At 62.8% G+C, this 17,373-nt stretch carries 17 protein-coding genes; 16 read left to right on the forward strand and 1 reads right to left on the reverse strand.

What is annotated here, in order from left to right:
• The gene (locus HV823_RS02250) at positions 1-804 is read left to right on the forward strand and encodes an aldolase/citrate lyase family protein (RefSeq protein ID WP_176948112.1); all 804 of its coding nucleotides are present in this window, start codon (positions 1-3) and stop codon (positions 802-804) included.
• A gap of 43 nt (positions 805-847) precedes the next feature.
• Here HV823_RS02250 and HV823_RS02255 read toward each other — a convergent pair whose 3' ends face one another.
• Positions 848-1,726: a GntR family transcriptional regulator gene (locus tag HV823_RS02255; RefSeq protein WP_176948113.1), complete on the reverse strand. Its 879-nt coding sequence runs from the start codon at positions 1,724-1,726 to the stop codon at positions 848-850.
• A gap of 244 nt (positions 1,727-1,970) precedes the next feature.
• Here HV823_RS02255 and HV823_RS02260 point away from each other — a divergent pair, with 244 nt between their 5' ends.
• From HV823_RS02260 to HV823_RS02330, 15 genes are all read left to right on the forward strand, one after another.
• The gene (locus HV823_RS02260) at positions 1,971-2,993 is read left to right on the forward strand and encodes an aldo/keto reductase (RefSeq protein ID WP_176948114.1); all 1,023 of its coding nucleotides are present in this window, start codon (positions 1,971-1,973) and stop codon (positions 2,991-2,993) included.
• 33 nt (positions 2,994-3,026) lie between these two features.
• The gene (locus tag HV823_RS02265; RefSeq protein WP_176948115.1) at positions 3,027-3,473 is read left to right on the forward strand and encodes an RbsD/FucU family protein; all 447 of its coding nucleotides are present in this window, start codon (positions 3,027-3,029) and stop codon (positions 3,471-3,473) included.
• 316 nt (positions 3,474-3,789) lie between these two features.
• On the forward strand, positions 3,790-4,779 hold the full coding sequence (locus tag HV823_RS02270; RefSeq protein WP_176948116.1) for an ABC transporter substrate-binding protein: 990 nt from the start codon (positions 3,790-3,792) through the stop codon (positions 4,777-4,779).
• Between the two features lie 119 nt (positions 4,780-4,898).
• The gene (locus HV823_RS02275; protein ID WP_176948117.1) at positions 4,899-6,449 is read left to right on the forward strand and encodes a sugar ABC transporter ATP-binding protein; all 1,551 of its coding nucleotides are present in this window, start codon (positions 4,899-4,901) and stop codon (positions 6,447-6,449) included.
• A 30-nt stretch (positions 6,450-6,479) separates the two neighbouring features.
• Positions 6,480-7,454 (forward strand): ABC transporter permease, encoded by a 975-nt coding sequence (locus HV823_RS02280; RefSeq protein ID WP_176948118.1) that lies wholly within the window; start codon positions 6,480-6,482, stop codon positions 7,452-7,454.
• A 65-nt stretch (positions 7,455-7,519) separates the two neighbouring features.
• Complete coding sequence (locus tag HV823_RS02285) at positions 7,520-8,539, forward strand: zinc-binding alcohol dehydrogenase family protein (protein ID WP_176948119.1); 1,020 nt, start codon at positions 7,520-7,522, stop codon at positions 8,537-8,539.
• A gap of 49 nt (positions 8,540-8,588) precedes the next feature.
• Positions 8,589-9,320 carry an SDR family oxidoreductase gene (locus HV823_RS02290; protein WP_176948120.1) on the forward strand — a complete coding sequence of 244 codons (732 nt, stop codon included), beginning with the start codon at positions 8,589-8,591 and terminating at the stop codon, positions 9,318-9,320.
• Positions 9,321-9,498: 178 nt separating this feature from the next.
• Positions 9,499-10,779, forward strand: a complete 1,281-nt coding sequence (locus HV823_RS02295; protein ID WP_176948186.1) for a polyhydroxyalkanoate depolymerase — start codon at positions 9,499-9,501, stop codon at positions 10,777-10,779.
• A gap of 141 nt (positions 10,780-10,920) precedes the next feature.
• Entirely contained in the window at positions 10,921-11,358 is a 438-nt protein-coding gene (locus HV823_RS02300) for a DUF2852 domain-containing protein (protein WP_176948121.1), read from the forward strand.
• Positions 11,359-11,451: 93 nt separating this feature from the next.
• Positions 11,452-12,213 (forward strand): M48 family metallopeptidase, encoded by a 762-nt coding sequence (locus HV823_RS02305; protein ID WP_176948122.1) that lies wholly within the window; start codon positions 11,452-11,454, stop codon positions 12,211-12,213.
• Positions 12,214-12,277: 64 nt separating this feature from the next.
• Entirely contained in the window at positions 12,278-12,970 is a 693-nt protein-coding gene (locus HV823_RS02310; protein WP_176948123.1) for a phosphoribosylanthranilate isomerase, read from the forward strand.
• On the forward strand, positions 12,967-14,187 hold the full coding sequence (trpB, locus tag HV823_RS02315) for a tryptophan synthase subunit beta (RefSeq protein ID WP_176948124.1): 1,221 nt from the start codon (positions 12,967-12,969) through the stop codon (positions 14,185-14,187). Before HV823_RS02310 ends, trpB begins: the two co-directional genes overlap by 4 nt.
• A gap of 1 nt (position 14,188) precedes the next feature.
• The gene (trpA, locus tag HV823_RS02320) at positions 14,189-15,028 is read left to right on the forward strand and encodes a tryptophan synthase subunit alpha (RefSeq protein ID WP_176948125.1); all 840 of its coding nucleotides are present in this window, start codon (positions 14,189-14,191) and stop codon (positions 15,026-15,028) included.
• Between the two features lie 39 nt (positions 15,029-15,067).
• On the forward strand, positions 15,068-15,970 hold the full coding sequence (gene accD, locus HV823_RS02325) for an acetyl-CoA carboxylase, carboxyltransferase subunit beta (protein WP_176948126.1): 903 nt from the start codon (positions 15,068-15,070) through the stop codon (positions 15,968-15,970).
• Positions 15,971-15,991: 21 nt separating this feature from the next.
• Entirely contained in the window at positions 15,992-17,335 is a 1,344-nt protein-coding gene (locus tag HV823_RS02330) for a bifunctional folylpolyglutamate synthase/dihydrofolate synthase (protein WP_176948127.1), read from the forward strand.
• The last annotated feature ends 38 nt before the right edge of the window (positions 17,336-17,373 follow it).

The following is a 17,373-nucleotide window of genomic DNA, read 5'->3' on the forward strand; positions in this document are numbered from 1 at the left end:
ATGTCAGCTCCGAAGAATCCGTTCAAGGCTGCCCTGCGCAAGGGCGAATTCCAGCTGGGCCTCTGGGTCGCACTCGGCAGCGCCTATGCGGCCGAGATCGCGGGCGGCAGCGGTTATGACTGGCTGTTGATCGATGGCGAGCACGGGCCGAGCGACATGCCGCTGATCGGGGCGCAGCTCGGCGTCTTGCGTGGCCGGCCCGCGCATGCGATTGTTCGCCCGCCGATGGGCGAAGCCTGGCTGCTGAAGCAGCTTCTGGACCTCGGCGCGCAGACCTTCCTTGTTCCGATGGTGGAATCGGCCGAACAGGCCAAGGCCTTGGTGCGGGCGGTTCGCTATCCGCCGGCGGGAATTCGCGGCGTCGGTGCCGGGCTCGGCAGGGCAAGCGATTTCAACCGCATCCCTGACTATCTGACGACGGCGAATGACGAGATCTGCCTCATCGTCCAGATCGAAAGCAGGGCGGGCCTCGCCGCACTCGATGAAATCGCGTCCGTCGAAGGCGTCGATGGTCTCTTCATCGGCCCTTCCGATCTCGCAGCCGACATGGGCTATCTCGGCCAGCCTTCGGTCGCGCCCGTTCAGGAGGCGATCCGCGACGCCTTCGTGCGGATCCATCGCCACGGCAAGGCACGCGGGATCATGACGGTGGCTCTGGACCAGGCGCATGAATATCGCGCCATGGGTGCCGACTTCATGGCGATCGGCACCGACGTCAACTGCCTGGTGAGGGCGATCGACGGTTTGCGCCGATCTTTCCTCGGAGTGCCCGTTTCGGGCGACCAAAAGGGCGGCGGCTATTAGGTATACTCCGCAATCAATCGAATGGGGTACCCCGGCGTCCGGGTCAGTTGATCGACTGCAGCAGCGTTTCGCGTGCCGATTTGAGATGCTGGCGGCAGGCGCCTTCGATCTTCGCCGGATCGCGTGATTGCAGTGCCTCGATGTAGACGAGGTGCTCCTCCATCGCGCGAGCATTGCGCTGGCGCGCATTCGTCTTGTTCCATTGGTAGTGATAGTGGAAGACGATGGCGATGATATCGTAGAAGTCGACGATGAAGCGGTTTCGCGACGCCTGGTGGACGAGAAGGTGGAACTTCTCGTCCAGTTCCGAAAACTCGCGATACCGGTTGTCGACGTCGGCGAGGATTTCGCGATGAAGGGCGGCGATCGCATCCAGCTCGTTCCAGGCCGGATGGTCGTCCGGCAGGTGGGCGAAGGCCGCGGCCGACCGCAGTTCGAACATCTCGCGGACCTCCGTCAGCTCCAGTGCGAACTCCGGCGTAAAGCCCTTCAGCACCCAGTGGCTGTTCGGGCGCTTTTCGATCAGGCCGAAACGGCTGAAGCGGATCAGGAACTCGCGCACGCTCGTCGTGCCGGTACCGATCTCGCGCGCCAGCTCCAGCTCGTTGATCTGCATTCCCGGTTCGGCACCGCCGGCAAGGATGCGCCGCATGAAGCTGCGCTCGATGATCTCGGAGAGTGAATCCGTCTCCTCGGTCGGGAAATAGTCCTCCGCAGAAGGCTTCCGCAGAACCGCCTTGCGGCGCTTCGACCATTCGATCAGCCCGATCTCTTCCAGCCGCGTCAGGATCGCGCGGATGGTGGTGCGGCTGACGCCGAGTTGGTTGCCGAGTTCCGGCTCCGACGCAAGGGAATCGCTGTTTTCCAGAAGCCCGAGGCAGCGGTTGAAGGCATCCTTGAAAACGGTATTCTGTTTGGCCATGGATCTCGCCGGTTGAATGGGTGGTGGAGCTGCGCTCCTTTAAGCGGTCACGGACACTTTAGCCAGCCAGGGTGAAATCTCGTTTCAGCTGCCTTCTGCCGTGGGCTCGGATACGAGTCACCCCGTCTGTCCGTCCAGCCACCATAATAACCATTGACCTCAATCTGTCTATTGTAGATAAAAGACAGAAGAGCACTTTGCATGCGGCCGTTGAGGAGCGGTGGCCTGCAGACGGGAGGATGCGATGCGGACCAGGACGATCGGCAAAACCGGTCTTGCCGTGACCGAATACAGCTTCGGGACTGCGGCGCTCGGCGGTCTTTACAGGCCTTGTCCCCGCGATGTCGCGATCGAGACGCTTCAGGCGGCCTGGGACGGGGGAATGCGCTACTTCGATACCGCGCCCTGGTATGGGTTCGGCCTTGCCGAGCGCGTCACCGGCGATTTCCTTCGTGCCAAGTCCAAGGACGAATGGGTGCTGTCGACCAAGGTCGGCCGCATCATGTTTCCCGTTGCCGACGACAAGGTCCCGACGAACTACGGATATGTCGATCCGCTGCCGTTCGACGTGCGCTACGACTACAGCTATGACGGCATCATGCGCTCGCTGGAACTGAGCTATGCCCGGCTCGGTCTGAACCGTATCGACATGCTCTATGTGCACGACATCGGCTCCTATACGCATGGTGCGGAACGAAACGCCTTCCATTTTCGCGCATTGATGGATTCGGGCCTGAAGGCGCTGGAGGAGCTGAAATCCTCAGGGACGGTCAAGGCTTACGGCCTGGGCGTCAACGAAGTGCCGGTATGCCTCGAGGTTCTGAAGCGCGCGCCGATCGACTGCATCCTGCTCGCAGGCCGCTACACACTGCTGGACAGGTCGGCGGTGGATGAATTGCTGCCGCTCTGCGGTGCGCGGGATACCTCTGTCGTGGTCGGTGGCGTCTTCAATTCGGGCATACTGGCGACCGGTGCGGTGGCAGATGCGCATTTCGACTACGTGCCGGCCAGCGACGACGTCCTTTCCCGCGTTCGGGCCCTTGAGGAACTGGCTGCAGCCAATGGTGTGCCGCTCGCGGCCGCCGCCTTGCAGTTTCCGTTGAGGCATCCCGTCGTCGCGTCCGTCCTTCTCGGCACCGCGAAGCCTTCGAGCCTGCGCCGAAACGTAGAATTGACGCATACCGCCGTGCCCGATGCTCTATATATGCAGTCGAACGCCTATAGCCTGGTCGCGCCGCCGCTCGGCGAGGAGGCGGTTCGCCAGTAACGGGTCATTCCTATAGCTTTTGGGAGCATACGCATGTTGAAAGGCATTCATCCTCTTCTCGGTCCAGATCTGCTGTACGCGTTGCAGTCGATGGGGCATGGGGACGACATCGCGATCGTTGACGCGAATTTCCCCGCAAGTTCGATGGGGCCTGAGGTTATCCGTGCAGACGGCGTTGATGCGCTTGCCATGACCGAAGCGGTGCTGCTGCACATGCCGCTCGATACATTCGTTCCGCAGTCGGCATGGCGGATGCAGGTTGTCGGCGACCCGGACGCTGTTCCGCCTGTCTGTGTCGAGTTCCAGAGCATCGTCCATCGGCTGGCCGGTGATTTCACCGTACACTCGGTGGAGCGCTTCGCCTTCTACGAGATGACGCGCAAGGCCGCCTATATCGTCGCCACCACGGAGTTCCGACTCTACGGCAACATCATTCTGAAGAAGGGCGTGCTGCATCCGCACGAGGTCTACAGGGGCTGAGGGGCTGCTGGGGACCGAAGCTCCAATAATGGAATGTATATTCCATGTTGACACTAAAGCGGAACTATTGTTTCAATTGTTCCGCTGGCGACCGGCAGGTGGCGCTCCGTGGAGGCGAGGGCGTAGCGGAGGAGGATCGAGGAGAATGTGCACAGCGTGGCGGGCCGCCGTGGGAGACGGCCGGTTCCGCCGCCTTGCCAGTAGCGGTTTCCTCGGATAGCTTGCCGGCATAAATGTTTTTTATAGATAAAAACCGCCCGCCTGCGTTCAGCGGTTCGGTTTCCAGGAGGAGAACGCACCAGAGAGGAGAACCTTCATGAGCATTGCCAAATCGCTTCTGTCGCGACGTGCCTTTACCGCGCTTGCCGGCGCGGCCGTCTTTGCGACGATGACGCCTGCCGCGTCCTTTGCGCAGGACGTCACCATTCCGATTATCGTCAAGGATACGACTTCGTTTTATTGGCAGATCGTGCTCGCCGGCGCCCGCGCCGCTGGCAAGGATCTCGGAGTGAACGTGCCGGAACTCGGCGCCCAGTCGGAATCCGACATAAACGGCCAGATCAACATCCTCGAGAACGCCGTGGCCGGCAAGCCAGCCGCCGTGGTGATCTCGCCGACCGAGTTCAAGGCACTCGGCAAGCCGATCGATGAGGCGGCCAAAACGGTTCCGGTGATCGGTATCGACTCCGGCGCCGATTCCAAGGCCTTCTCCTCGTTCCTGACGACCGACAACGTCCAGGGCGGACGCATCGCCGCCGACGGCCTTGCCGCTGCGATCAAGGAAGCAACCGGCAAGGAAGAGGGCGAAGTCGCCATCATCACCAGCCTGCCCGGTGCAGGTTCACTGGAACAGCGCCGCGAAGGCTTCCTCGACCAGGTCAAGACGAAGTATCCGGGCCTGAAGGTCATCGCCGACAAATATGCCGACGGTCAGGCGACGACCGGTCTCAACATCATGACCGACCTGATCACCGCCAATCCGAATCTCGTTGGCGTCTTCGCTTCCAACCTGATCATGGCGCAGGGCGTCGGTCAGGCGATCTCGGAAAACAAGCTGGGCGACAAGATCAAGGTCATCGGTTTCGACAGCGACGACAAGACGCTGGCATTCCTGAAGGACGGTGCTCTGGCCGGCCTCGTCGTGCAGGATCCCTATCGTATGGGCTATGACGGCGTGAAGACCGCGCTGGCCGTGTCCAAGGGCGAAAAGGTCGAGCAGAACGTCGACACGGGTGCGAATCTGGTGACGAAGGCCAACATGGCCGAACCGAAGATCGACGCGCTGATCAATCCGAAAGTGAACTGAGACATATGCCCCGCGCCGCGAGGCGGCGCGGGGCATTCTTTGATGAGGCGCCGATCGATGAGGAGCGGTGGGTGCCGATCCGTCTCCGTTGGAAGACGGCATGGAAGGAGGAGTGCCTCATGAGTCGACTGGAAGAGATCGCGCACCGTCACGATGACGCGTTGCTGTCCGAAGGAAGCCGCATTCCGACCGGGGCTCCCATCCTGGAATTGAAGAGCCTGCAGAAGAATTACGGTTACGTGCAGGCGCTGAAACCTACGACGATCACGTTTCTGGCCGGAGAGGTTCATGCGATCGTCGGCGAGAACGGTGCCGGCAAGTCGACGCTAATCAAGCTTCTCACCGGCGTCATCCCCCGCACCGCCGGTGAAGTGCTCTGGTGCGGTCATCCCGTTGCACTCGCAACCCCCAACGAGGCGATCGCCCGCGGCATCAACGCCGTGCATCAGGAAGTGGTCCTCTGCCCGCATCTGACGGTCGCCGCCAACCTGTTTTTGGGGGATGAAGTCAACAGTTACGGGTTGATGCGCAAGAAGCAGATGGAAAAGATGGCGCAGTCCGTCCTCGACGACCTCGGCTTCGGGCTGCCGGCAGGCGCTCCGCTCGGCGCGCTGACGATCGGACAGCAGCAACTGGTCGCCACCGCGCGCGCCGCCATGCGCGGCACCCAGTTTTTGATCTTCGATGAACCGACTGCCTATCTCACGCGCCAGGAATCGGCGCAGTTGTTCAAGCTGATCCGCCGGCTCCAGAGCGAAGGTGTCACGATCGTCTACATCAGCCACCGCATGGAAGAGGTCTTCGAGCTTGCCGATCGCGTGTCGGTCTTGCGGGACGGAACACATGTCGGCACCCGCAATATCGGCGAGACGAACGAGACCGAACTGATCGCGCTGATGATCAACCGCTCGATCGAGCAGATCTACCACAAGGAGGAGATCCCGATCGGGCAGCCCATTCTGGAGACCCGCGGTCTTTCCGGTCCGGGCTTCGAGGATATTTCGCTGACGGTGCGCGCCGGCGAGATCGTCGGCCTCTATGGATTGATCGGTGCGGGCCGCAGCGAGTTTGCGCTCGGCGTCTATGGCCGCCAGCCGGTTTCGGCGGGCGAGGTCTTCTGGATGGGCAAGAAGGTCCAGATCCGCAACGAACGCACGGCAATGGACCTCGGCATCGCGCTTGCGCCGGAAAGCCGCCGCGATCAGGGGCTTTGCCTCAACCTGCCGATCGGCCTGAACATCAACCTGCCGGTCTTCAACCGCCTCAGCCGAGGCCCTGTTCTCTCGCGTGGCGATGAGGCGGCCAACGCCGACCGTCAGATTCGCGATCTCAGCATCAAGACACCCAGCCGGCGCGTCCTGGCATCGTCGATGTCTGGCGGCAACCAGCAGAAGATCGTCATCGGCAAGTGGCTGAGCCATGGCGCCAGGCTTTTCATTTTCGATGAGCCCACAGTCGGCGTCGACGTGGGAACCAAGGCGGAAATCTACCGCCTGTTCGCCAAGCTGTTGAAGGAGGGGGCCGGTATCATCCTGATCTCGTCCTATCTGCCCGAGGTCTACGAGCTTGCAGACCGGTTGCACGTGTTCCGTGGTGGCCGCCTGGTCGGCAGCCACGATTTCCATGCGGCGAGCCATGAGGAAGTGCTCGCCGAGGCGATCGGCGTCTGAGACAGAAGAATTGAGGAGGGAGTAGTAAGAATGGCCATCACTTCAACGGAAAGCGCTGCCGCCGCCCCCCGGCGCGGCATGAACGTTCTCTTCAGCCTGACGCTGATCGGTCTGCTGCTCGCTCTCTGGATCGCGCTCGGCATCGGCACCGCAAGCTTCTGGACACCGCTGAATATTTCCAACCTTCTGCGCCAGGGCGCCATGACGGCGATCCTTGCGGTCGGGCAGACCTTCGTCATCATTACCGCCGGCATCGATCTTTCGGTGGGCGCGATCGTCGGATTTTCCACCGTCGTCATGGCCTGGCTGCTGCAGGCGGGCTTTCCGCTCTGGGTCGCGATCCTCGCCACGCTGTTGATGGGGGTCGCCATCGGCGCCTTCCATGGCTTCGGTATCGTCCGAATGGGGCTGCCGCCTTTCATCATCACGCTCGCCACCCTGACATCGTTGCGTGGTGTCGGCCTGCTGATCACCAACGGCTCGACGATCTCGATCACCAACGAGGCGTTCACCAATTTCGCGCGTGCGGATTTCCTCGGCATTCCGAGCCTCTTCTGGATGGTGATCCTCGTCGCCGTGCCGGCCTATGTCTTCCTGCATCTGAGCCGGTGGGGCCGCTATCTCTTCGCCGTGGGGTCGAACAGCGAGGCCGCGCGCCTTTCCGGCGTGAACGTCAATCGCACGATCTATACGGCCTATATCCTCTCCGCCTCGTGCGCTGCCTTCGTCGGCGTGCTGCTGGCGTCCCGCATCGGCATCGGCAATGCCACCCAGGCCGAGGGTTGGGAATTGCAGGCGATCGCCTCGTCCGTCATCGGCGGAACGAGCCTTTTCGGCGCCGTCGGCTCTGTGCACGGTCCGCTGATCGGGGCCTTCATTCTGGCGACGATCAATAACGGTGCCAACCTGCTCAACGTCAACTCCTTCTGGCAGCGCATCATCACCGGCTTACTGATCATCGTGATCGTCTATTTCGACCAGCTCCGTCGTCGCGGCAGCCGCTAGCACTTGGACAGTCATTACAAACGGGCCGGCGGCGTGTCGGCCGGCTCAGGCTGAGGAGCTTGGAAATGCGCGCCATTGTCTGCCAGGAGCCCGGGCGGCTCGAACTGGTCGAGAGACCGACCCCGTCAACCGTCCCGCCGGGATGGGCACGCGTTGCAGTCGGCCATGTCGGTATCTGCGGCACCGACTATCATATCTTCGAGGGCAAGCATCCCTTCCTCGAATATCCGCGTGTAATGGGGCACGAGGTCAGCGCCACGGTGGTCGAAGCGCCGGCGGACAGCGGATTGCAGGCGGGCCAAAGGGTCATCGTCAATCCATATCTGTCCTGTGGCTCCTGCATCGCCTGCCGTCAGGGAAAGCCGAACTGCTGCACGGCGATCAAGGTTCTCGGCGTTCACACCGACGGCGCGCTCTGTGAGGAAATCGTGCTGCCGGCTCAAAATCTTTATCCGGCAGGTAAGCTGACGCCAGAGTCTGCCGCGACCGTGGAGTTTCTCGCCATCGGTGCCCACGCCGTGCGCCGCGCCCGCGTGTGCGAAGGCGCGCGTTCGCTTGTCATCGGTGCCGGTCCGATCGGCCTCGGGACTGCGCTGTTTTCCCGCATCGCCGGCCACGAGGTGACGCTGCTCGATGCCTCGGCGGAGCGGCTGGAGATGGCCCGCACAAGGTTCGGCTTCGAAAGGACTGTCGAGGCCGGCAACGATGTTGCCTCCGTCCTCGCGCCCTTGACCGACGGCGATGGCTTCGATGTCGTCTTCGACGCAACCGGCTACGCCAGGTCGATGGAATCGGCGTTCGGCTATGTCGCGCATGGCGGCACGCTTGTCCTCGTGAGCGTCGTCAAGGATGAGATCCGCTTTTCTGATCCCGAGTTCCATAAACGTGAAATGACCCTCGTCGGCAGTCGCAATGCGACGGAAGAGGACTTTCGACATGTTGTTTCCTGCATCGAATCCGGCAAGATACCGGTTCAGGCGCTGATCACGCATCGAACGACGCTGGAAGCGCTGCCAGTGGACCTGGCGCACTGGGCGCATCATAAAGAGGGTCTGATCAAGGCGGTGGTCGAGATCGGCGGCTGAGTGCGCACATGCGATTGAATTCTGATACGCGAAACGCAAGGACGAGCAGATGAGCGGAGACCTCGGAGGAAAGACGGCACTGGTTACGGCGGCCGGCCAGGGAATCGGGCGGGCCTCTGCGCTGGCCTATAAGGCTGCCGGCGCGACCGTCATTGCGACCGACATCAATGCCGAGGCATTGGAGACGCTGGCCACCGAAGGCATCGCGACCCACGTGCTGGATGTCCGTTCCGATCAGTCGGTGCGCGATGTCATCGCCGCGGTCGGTCCTGTCGATATCCTCTTCAACTGCGCCGGCGTCGTCCATGCCGGCACCGTTCTCGACGTCAAGGACGAGGAACTGGATTTCGCCTGGGACCTGAACGTTCGCTCCATGGCGCGAACGGCACGCGCGGTTCTGCCCGGCATGCTTGCCCGCGGCGGTGGTGCGATTGTCAACATGGCGTCGGTGGCGAGCAGCGTGAAGGGGGTGCCGAACCGCTTCGCCTATACGGTCACCAAGGCCGCGGTCATCGGCCTGACGAAGTCGATTGCGGCCGACTATGTGGGGCAGGGCATCCGTTGCAATGCCATCTGCCCCGGCACCGTCGAAAGCCCGTCCCTGCAGGAACGCATGCGAGCCGGCGGCGACTACGATGCCGCACGCGCCGCCTTCATCGCAAGGCAGCCGATGGGGCGGCTCGGCGCGCCCGAGGAGATTGCGGCGCTCGCCGTTCATCTCGCCGGCGCCACCTATACGACCGGCCAGGCCTATGTCATCGACGGCGGCTGGACGGCATAGAATTGCGACAGTCCCGCCGGGAAAGCGCCGTTTGCGCTGCGAAGGCGCCCGTAAGCTCTGTTGCGCCGCAACGAAAAAGTGATAGCCTGTTAGGAAATGCAGAAGGCAGGATTTCGTCCGAGCGCGGTGCGCCCGAAGGGAACAGCTTAAACGAGTTCACGACGGGGTGATCACTTTTATGTATTACCAGCTTTACGAGTTGAACCATGCGATGATGGCACCGTGGCGTGCCGTCGCCGACCAGATGCGGCTTGCCTACACGAACCCGCTGAATCCGTTGTCCCACACCTGTTTCGGGCGCACCATGGCTGCCGGCCTGGAAGTGTTGGAGCGCGCCACGCGCCGTTATGGCAAGCCGGCCTTCGGGCTGAATGAAACGGTGGTCGACGGTCAGACAGTCTCGGTGCACGAGAAGATCGTCTGGCAGCGCCCCTTCTGCAACCTCGTCCATTTCGAGCGTTGCCTGCCGAGTGGTCACCGCAAGGATCCGAAGATCCTGATGGTCGCGCCGATGTCGGGCCATTATGCGACGTTGCTTCGCGGTACCGTGGAAACTTTGCTGCCGAATGCCGAAATCTACATCACCGACTGGATCGACGCGCGCATGGTGCCGCTGTCGGACGGTTCCTTCGATCTCGACGACTTCATCGACTATGTGATCGAGATGCTGCACGCGCTGGGTCCGGATACGCATGTAATCGCGGTCTGCCAGCCGTCGGTGCCGGTTCTGGCGGCGGTCGCGGTGATGGAAGAGGACGGTGACGCGTTCGCACCCGCCTCGATGACCCTGATGGGGGGGCCGATCGATACCCGCGTCAATCCGACGGCGGTTAACCGATTGGCCGAAGAGCGGCCGATCGACTGGTTCCGCGACAACGTGATCATGCCGGTGCCGTGGCCCCAGCCCGGTTTCATGCGGATGGTCTATCCCGGTTTCCTGCAGCTGTCCGGTTTCATGTCGATGAACCTCGACCGCCATCTGGTTGCGCACCGCGAATTCTATGACCACCTGGTCAAGAACGACGGCGATGCGGCCGAGAAGCATCGCGACTTCTATGACGAATACCTGGCGGTCATGGACATGACGGCGGAGTTCTACTTGCAGACGGTCGAAACCGTCTTCATACAACACGCTTTGCCGAAGGGCGAGATGATGCATCGCAATCGTCGCGTCGATACGGCAGCCATCCGCAATGTGGCGCTCCTGACGGTCGAAGGCGAGAATGACGATATCTCCGGCGTCGGCCAGACCAAGGCGGCACAGACGATCTGCCCGAACATCCCCGACGCCAGGCGGATGCACTACATGCAGCCGGACGTCGGCCACTACGGCGTCTTCAACGGCTCGCGCTTCCGTCGCGAGATCGCGCCGCGGATCCTGTCCTTCATCGAGGCCAACGGGCGTGCGAAGAACGTCGCTCCGCGGGTGATCAAGGGCGGAAAGTCCGCCGGAAAATAGTCCGGCGTTCGATTTTTCGTGGGGGTTTCAGGCGTTTGTCCGATTCCGACGGGCGACGTCTTGAAGCGTGTTCATGCTCTTACCACATCGAAAATATCGGTCGCCACGGTGGCGGTCCGGCGAATGTGAGGAAGATTGCAAATGAACCAGTCTGCATTGCTGCGTCCGGATTGGACGCCTGCGACGGTCGCACTGATGGTGCTTGGTTTTATGGTCTTCTGGCCCCTCGGCCTGGCCATGCTTGCCTATATCATCTTCGGTGAGCGGCTGAGGAACTTCAAGAAGGATGCCAATGGAGCGGCCGACGGCTTCTTCGCAGCATGCCGCGGACGCGGCAGGGGTTTCCGCGCGTATCGCGGTCCCGGTTTCGGGTCCGGCAACGTTGCCTTCGACGAATGGCGCGAAGCCGAATTGAACCGCATCGAGGAAGAGCGTCGCAAGCTCGACGAGATGCGCGAGGAATTCGACGCCTACATGCGCGAGCTGCGGATGGCGAAGGACAGGGAAGAGTTCGAACGTTTCATGCGCGAGCGCCGGTCCGGTAACGGTGGAAGCGTACCGGACGTTTCGAAAGCCTGACGTGGCTGAAGTCCCGCCAATAACAAGCCGGCGCCCCAGTGGCGCCGGTTTTGTTTGGTTCAAACACCCCGCGAATCGGTTATTAAGGGACCAATGTTCTCGACCATCCTCAAGCCTCGTAGCGCACCGAGGACGCCGCCTCCGCCGGAGACCCGACAGGTCGAGGTGAATGGCAGGACCGTTCCACTGACGATCCGCCGCAATGCGCAGGCGACGCGTTTGACCTTGCGCATCGAGCCCGGCGGACGAGCGCTGAGAATGACCGTGCCGACCGGCCTCCCGGAGCGCGATATCCGCGACTTTCTCGACCGGCACCATGCCTGGCTGATGACCAAGCTTGCGCGCTTTTCCGCGCGAAGCTCCCTCTCCGATGGTCATCACATCTTCGTTCGCGGGGTCGCCCATCGTATCGAGGAGACCGGCATGCTGCGCGGCCTGACGGAAACGGTGATGATCGACGGCGAGCCGGTGCTGCGGGTCAGCGGCCTGAGCGAACACGTGCCGCGGCGCATCGCCGATTATCTCAAGAAGGAAGCGCGAGGGGACCTGCAGGAGCGGGTAGGGGTGCATGCACCGAAAGTCGGCCGCAAGGTGCGGTCGCTGACCTTGCGCGACACCCGCAGCCGCTGGGGTTCGTGCTCGGCGGACGGGGCGTTGAGTTTTTCCTGGCGCATCGTCATGGCACCCCCCTTTGTGCTAGACTATCTGGCGGCGCACGAGGTCGCGCACCTGCGCGAAATGAACCACGGTCCGGAGTTCTGGACGCTCTGCGCGAAGTTGTGTCCGCGCGTGGAAGAAGCAAAGCGCTGGTTGAAGCGCAACGGCACGATGCTTCACGCGCTCGACTTCGATTGACAGGCCGATTCATGGGCGCGATTGCCCTCGACTCTGCGGCCGTTTCATGCGAGGTCCATTGCCCATGAACAGCGACGCCAGGAAGAATTTCGACATCAAGATTTGCGGCCTGAAGACGCCCGACACGGTGCAGCGCGCCGTCGATCTCGGCGCCAGCCATGTCGGTTTCATCTTCTTTCCGAAGAGCCCGCGCAACATCGAGCCGGCGGACGCTGCCGAACTGGCCGACCTCGTGCGCGGTCGCGCCAAGATCGTGGCCGTAACCGTGAATGCCGACAACGATGATCTGGACGAGATCGTCTCCCTGCTCAGGCCGGACATCCTGCAACTGCATGGTAGCGAAAGTCCCGAACGCGTCCTGACGGTCAAGGCGGTCTACGGTTTGCCGGTCATGAAGGCGTTTTCGGTGCGCGAGGCGGCGGACCTGGAGAAGGTCGACGCCTATATCGGCATCGCCGATCGTTTTCTCTTCGACGCCAAGCCGCCCGCAGGCTCCGATCTGCCCGGTGGCAATGGCGTCTCGTTTGACTGGACGCTGATGGATGCGCTTGACGGCAGCGTCGATTACATGCTTTCCGGTGGATTGAACAAGGACAATGTCGGGGAGGCGGTTGCGGTGACGCGCGCTCCCGGCATCGATGTATCGTCCGGCGTCGAGAGCGCGCCGGGCGTCAAGGACATCGGCAGGATGGAAGAATTTTTCGAGGCAGTGCGGCGGGCAACCGGCCGGGTCGCGGCCGCAGGGAGCAGGATGTGAACCAGTCACCCAGTTTGAATTCGTTTCGCGGCGGTCCCGACGAGGACGGCCGTTTCGGCATCTACGGCGGCCGTTTCGTCGCCGAGACGCTGATGCCCCTGATCCTGGAACTGCAGGAAAAATGGGATGAAGCGAAGGACGACCCGGAATTCCAGAAGGAGCTGGCTTCCCTGGGCGCCCACTATATCGGCCGCCCGTCGCCGCTCTATTTCGCCGAACGCCTGACCGAGCATCTCGGCGGGGCGAAGATCTATTTCAAGCGTGAAGAGCTGAACCACACCGGATCCCACAAGATCAACAACTGCATCGGACAGATTCTGCTCGCCAAGCGCATGGGCAAGACGCGCATCATCGCCGAGACCGGTGCCGGCCAGCATGGCGTGGCGTCCGCCACCGTCGCCGCCCGCTTCGGTCTGCCTTGCGTGGTCTATATGGGCGCCACCGACGTCGAGCGCCAGGCACCGAACGTCTTCCGCATGAAGCTGCTTGGTGCCGAGGTGAAACCCGTGACCGCCGGTCACGGCACGCTCAAGGACGCCATGAACGAGGCGCTGCGCGACTGGGTCACCAATGTCGAGGATACCTACTACCTGATCGGCACCGCTGCCGGTCCGCATCCCTATCCGGAAATGGTCCGTGACTTTCAGGCCGTGATCGGCCGCGAGGCGCGCGAACAGATCCTCGCCGCCGAAGGACGCCTGCCCGACGTCGTCATCGCTGCCGTCGGCGGCGGCTCGAATGCGATCGGTATCTTCCACCCCTTCCTGGATGACAAGGAAGTCAGGATCGTCGGCGTCGAAGCCGGCGGCAAGGGCCTTGATGGCGAGGAGCACTGCGCCTCGATCACCGCCGGTTCTCCCGGGGTCCTGCACGGCAACCGCACCTACCTGCTGCAGGACGGTGACGGCCAGATCAAGGAAGGCCATTCGATTTCCGCAGGCCTCGACTATCCGGGCATCGGCCCCGAGCACTCCTGGCTGAACGACGTCGGCCGCGCGGAATACGTGCCGATCATGGACCATGAGGCGCTGGAGGCTTTCCAGCTTCTGACCCGCATCGAAGGCATCATCCCGGCGCTGGAGCCGAGCCACGCGCTCGCCGAGGTGATCAAGCGCGCGCCCAAGATGGGCAAGGACGAAATCATCCTGATGAACCTCTCCGGCCGCGGCGACAAGGACATCTTCACCGTCGGCAAAATCCTCGGCATGGAGCTCTAAGATGACCGCGCGTATGGACAGACGTTTTGCCGACCTCGCCGCCGAAGGCCGCCCGGCACTCGTAACCTATTTCATGGGCGGTGATCCGGACTATGCCTCCTCGCTCGCCATCATGAAGGCGCTGCCGAAGGCGGGGTCCGACGTGATCGAGCTCGGAATGCCGTTCTCGGATCCGATGGCCGACGGCCCGGCCATCCAGCTTGCCGGCCAGCGTGCGCTGAGGGCCGGCCAGACGCTGGCGAAGACCCTTCAGATGGCGCGCGACTTCCGCCTCGAGGATGCCGATACCCCGATCGTGCTGATGGGCTACTACAACCCGATCTACATCTACGGCGTGGACCGCTTCCTGAACGACGCGCTGGAAGCCGGCATCGACGGATTGATCGTCGTCGATCTGCCGCCGGAGATGGATGACGAACTGTGTGTTCCCGCAGTCGAGCGCGGCATCAACTTCATTCGTCTGGCAACGCCGACGACGGATGCCAAGCGCCTGCCGCGCGTGCTGGAGAATACCTCGGGTTTCGTCTACTACGTGTCGATGAACGGTATCACCGGTTCGGCGCTGCCGGATCCTTCGCTGGTCGGTGCGGCCGTCCGGCGGATCAAGGAGCATACGACGCTTCCGGTTTGCGTCGGGTTCGGCGTCAAGACTGCAGAACACGCGCGCGCCATCGGCGCATCCGCTGACGGCGTCGTCGTTGGCAGCGCCATCGTCAATCAGATCGCTTCCAGCCTGACGGCCGATGGAGCCGCCACGGAAGCGACCGTCGCCGGCGTCGAGGCGCTCGTGCGCAGCCTGGCATCGGGCGTGCGCAGCGCCAAGCTTGCGGCGGCGGAGTAAATCCCCACATAGGGGACGAAAAATTCAGGAGTAGCCTCAGTGAACTGGATCACAAACTACGTTCGGCCGAAGATCAATTCGATGCTGGGCCGCAGGGAGGTTCCGGAGAACCTCTGGATCAAGTGCCCCGAGACGGGCGAGATGGTTTTCCATCGCGATCTGGAAGAGAACAAGTGGGTCATCCCGGCCTCCGGCTATCATATGAAGATGCCGGCGAAGGCGCGCCTGAAGGACCTCTTCGACGACGGCGCCTATGAGGCACTGCCGCAACCGAAGGTCGCGCAGGATCCGCTGAAATTTCGCGATTCGAAGAAGTATGCCGACCGTCTGAAGGACAGCCGCATCAAGACCGATCAGGAAGACACGATCCTGGCCGGCGTCGGCAAGGTGCGCGGCGTCAAGCTCGTCGCCGTCGTGCACGAGTTCAACTTCATGGGCGGATCGCTCGGCATGGCCGCCGGCGAGGCGATCGTGAAGGCATTCGAGCGCGCGATCACCGAGAAGTGCCCGCTGGTCATGTTCCCCGCTTCGGGCGGCGCGCGGATGCAGGAAGGCATCCTGTCGCTGATGCAGCTGCCGCGCACGACGGTCGCCGTCGAAATGCTGAAGGAAGCAGGGCAGCCCTATGTGGTCGTCCTGACGAACCCCACCACGGGCGGCGTCACGGCGTCATACGCGATGCTGGGCGACATCCACATGGCGGAGCCCGGCGCCGAAATCTGCTTCGCCGGCAAGCGCGTCATCGAGCAGACCATTCGTGAAAAGCTGCCGGAAGGCTTCCAGACGTCGGAGTACCTGCTGGAACACGGCATGGTCGACATGGTCGTCAAGCGTCACGACATTCCCGACACGCTGGCACGCGTTCTCCGGATTCTCACGAAAAAGCCGGTTACCGAAACCACCAAGGCCGCGGGCGTCGTCGCCATCGCTGCCAGCGCCTGATCCACGCAGGCGGGCGGGGTGATGGAGGCGGCGGACACCACCGAGGCGGGACGGGAGATTGAAAAGCTCCTGGCCCTGCATCCCAAGGGCTTCGACCTGTCGCTTGATCGCATCACCCGCCTTCTGGCGGCGCTCGGCGATCCGCACAAACGCCTCCCGCCGGTGATCCACGTCGCCGGCACCAACGGCAAGGGCTCCGTGTCGGCTTTCAGCCGGGCGATCCTGGAGGCGGCGGGGCTTTCGGTCCACGTCCACACCTCGCCGCATCTCGTCAACTGGCATGAGCGCTATCGCCTCGGCAAAAAGGGCGGTCGTGGCGCCTACGTGTCCGATCCGGTGCTTGCCGATGCCGTTCGCCGCGTCGCCGAAGCCAATGGCGGCCAGAAGATCACGGTCTTCGAGATCCTGACGGCCGTCACTTTCCTGCTGTTTGCCGAACACCCTGCCGACGTCGCCATCATCGAGGTGGGGCTCGGCGGCCGTTTTGACGCAACCAACGTCATCGAACGGCCGGCGGTCTCGGTCATTATGCCGATCTCGCTGGACCATCAGGCCTATCTGGGCGATCGGGTGGAACTGATCGCGGCCGAAAAGGCCGGCATCATGAAGAGCGGCGTCCCCGTCGTGATCGGCTATCAGGAGGAGGATGCGGCGCGCGAGGTGCTCATCGCGACCGCAGAGCGGCTGTCCTGCCCCTGCACTGTCTACGGACAGGATTTCCTTGCCTATGGCGAGTTCGGCCGCCTGGTCTACCAGGACGAATTCGGACTGATGGACCTGCCGCCGCCAAAGTTGCCCGGCCGCCATCAATATGCCAACGCGGCCGCCGCAATCCGCGCCGTCAAGGCGAGCGGCCTGCCGGTGAAGGAGTACGACTTCGAGCGCGGGCTGGTGACCGTCGAATGGCCCGGACGCTTGCAGCGGCTCACCGTCGGGACGCTGGCGAAACTGGCTCCTCCTCTGTCGGAGATCTGGGTCGATGGCGGGCACAACCCAGGCGCCGGCGTCGTCATCGCGGAAACCATGGCGAACTTCGAGGAAAGCGACCCGCGGCCGCTGTTTCTCGTGACCGGAATGATCAACACCAAGGATCCGCGCGGCTATTTCGATGCCTTCCGCGGCATTGCCGAACGCGTCTTCACCGTGCCGATCCGCGGTTCCGACGCCGGCATCGATCCGGTGGCGCTCGCCAGCGACGCCATGGATGCCGGGCTTGAGGCGGAGCCCCTGTCCTCCGTCGCCGATGCGCTGCACGCGATCGGCCGCATCGTCGAAGAGGACGCGGTCGCTCCGCGCATCCTGATCGGAGGCTCGCTCTACCTGGTCGGCGACGTGCTGGCCGACAACGGCACGCCGCCCGCCTGACCCGGGCAGGCGTCAGAAAACGGAACGAAGCGAAACGG

Origin of the sequence: Mycoplana rhizolycopersici (assembly GCF_013378445.1) — a bacterium.
Classification (GTDB): Bacteria; Pseudomonadota; Alphaproteobacteria; order Rhizobiales; family Rhizobiaceae; genus Mycoplana; species Mycoplana rhizolycopersici.

What these genes read in the sequence shown, in the direction of transcription:
- HV823_RS02250 (WP_176948112.1), top strand. Translation starts at nt 1, where the DNA reads ATGTCAGCTCCGAAGAATCCGTTCAAGGCTGCCCTGCGCAAGGGCGAA.
- HV823_RS02255 (WP_176948113.1), bottom strand. Translation starts at nt 1,726, where the DNA reads ATGGCCAAACAGAATACCGTTTTCAAGGATGCCTTCAACCGCTGCCTC.
- HV823_RS02260 (WP_176948114.1), top strand. Translation starts at nt 1,971, where the DNA reads ATGCGGACCAGGACGATCGGCAAAACCGGTCTTGCCGTGACCGAATAC.
- HV823_RS02265 (WP_176948115.1), top strand. Translation starts at nt 3,027, where the DNA reads ATGTTGAAAGGCATTCATCCTCTTCTCGGTCCAGATCTGCTGTACGCG.
- HV823_RS02270 (WP_176948116.1), top strand. Translation starts at nt 3,790, where the DNA reads ATGAGCATTGCCAAATCGCTTCTGTCGCGACGTGCCTTTACCGCGCTT.
- HV823_RS02275 (WP_176948117.1), top strand. Translation starts at nt 4,899, where the DNA reads ATGAGTCGACTGGAAGAGATCGCGCACCGTCACGATGACGCGTTGCTG.
- HV823_RS02280 (WP_176948118.1), top strand. Translation starts at nt 6,480, where the DNA reads ATGGCCATCACTTCAACGGAAAGCGCTGCCGCCGCCCCCCGGCGCGGC.
- HV823_RS02285 (WP_176948119.1), top strand. Translation starts at nt 7,520, where the DNA reads ATGCGCGCCATTGTCTGCCAGGAGCCCGGGCGGCTCGAACTGGTCGAG.
- HV823_RS02290 (WP_176948120.1), top strand. Translation starts at nt 8,589, where the DNA reads ATGAGCGGAGACCTCGGAGGAAAGACGGCACTGGTTACGGCGGCCGGC.
- HV823_RS02295 (WP_176948186.1), top strand. Translation starts at nt 9,499, where the DNA reads ATGTATTACCAGCTTTACGAGTTGAACCATGCGATGATGGCACCGTGG.
- HV823_RS02300 (WP_176948121.1), top strand. Translation starts at nt 10,921, where the DNA reads ATGAACCAGTCTGCATTGCTGCGTCCGGATTGGACGCCTGCGACGGTC.
- HV823_RS02305 (WP_176948122.1), top strand. Translation starts at nt 11,452, where the DNA reads ATGTTCTCGACCATCCTCAAGCCTCGTAGCGCACCGAGGACGCCGCCT.
- HV823_RS02310 (WP_176948123.1), top strand. Translation starts at nt 12,278, where the DNA reads ATGAACAGCGACGCCAGGAAGAATTTCGACATCAAGATTTGCGGCCTG.
- trpA (WP_176948125.1), top strand. Translation starts at nt 14,189, where the DNA reads ATGACCGCGCGTATGGACAGACGTTTTGCCGACCTCGCCGCCGAAGGC.
- HV823_RS02330 (WP_176948127.1), top strand. Translation starts at nt 15,992, where the DNA reads ATGGAGGCGGCGGACACCACCGAGGCGGGACGGGAGATTGAAAAGCTC.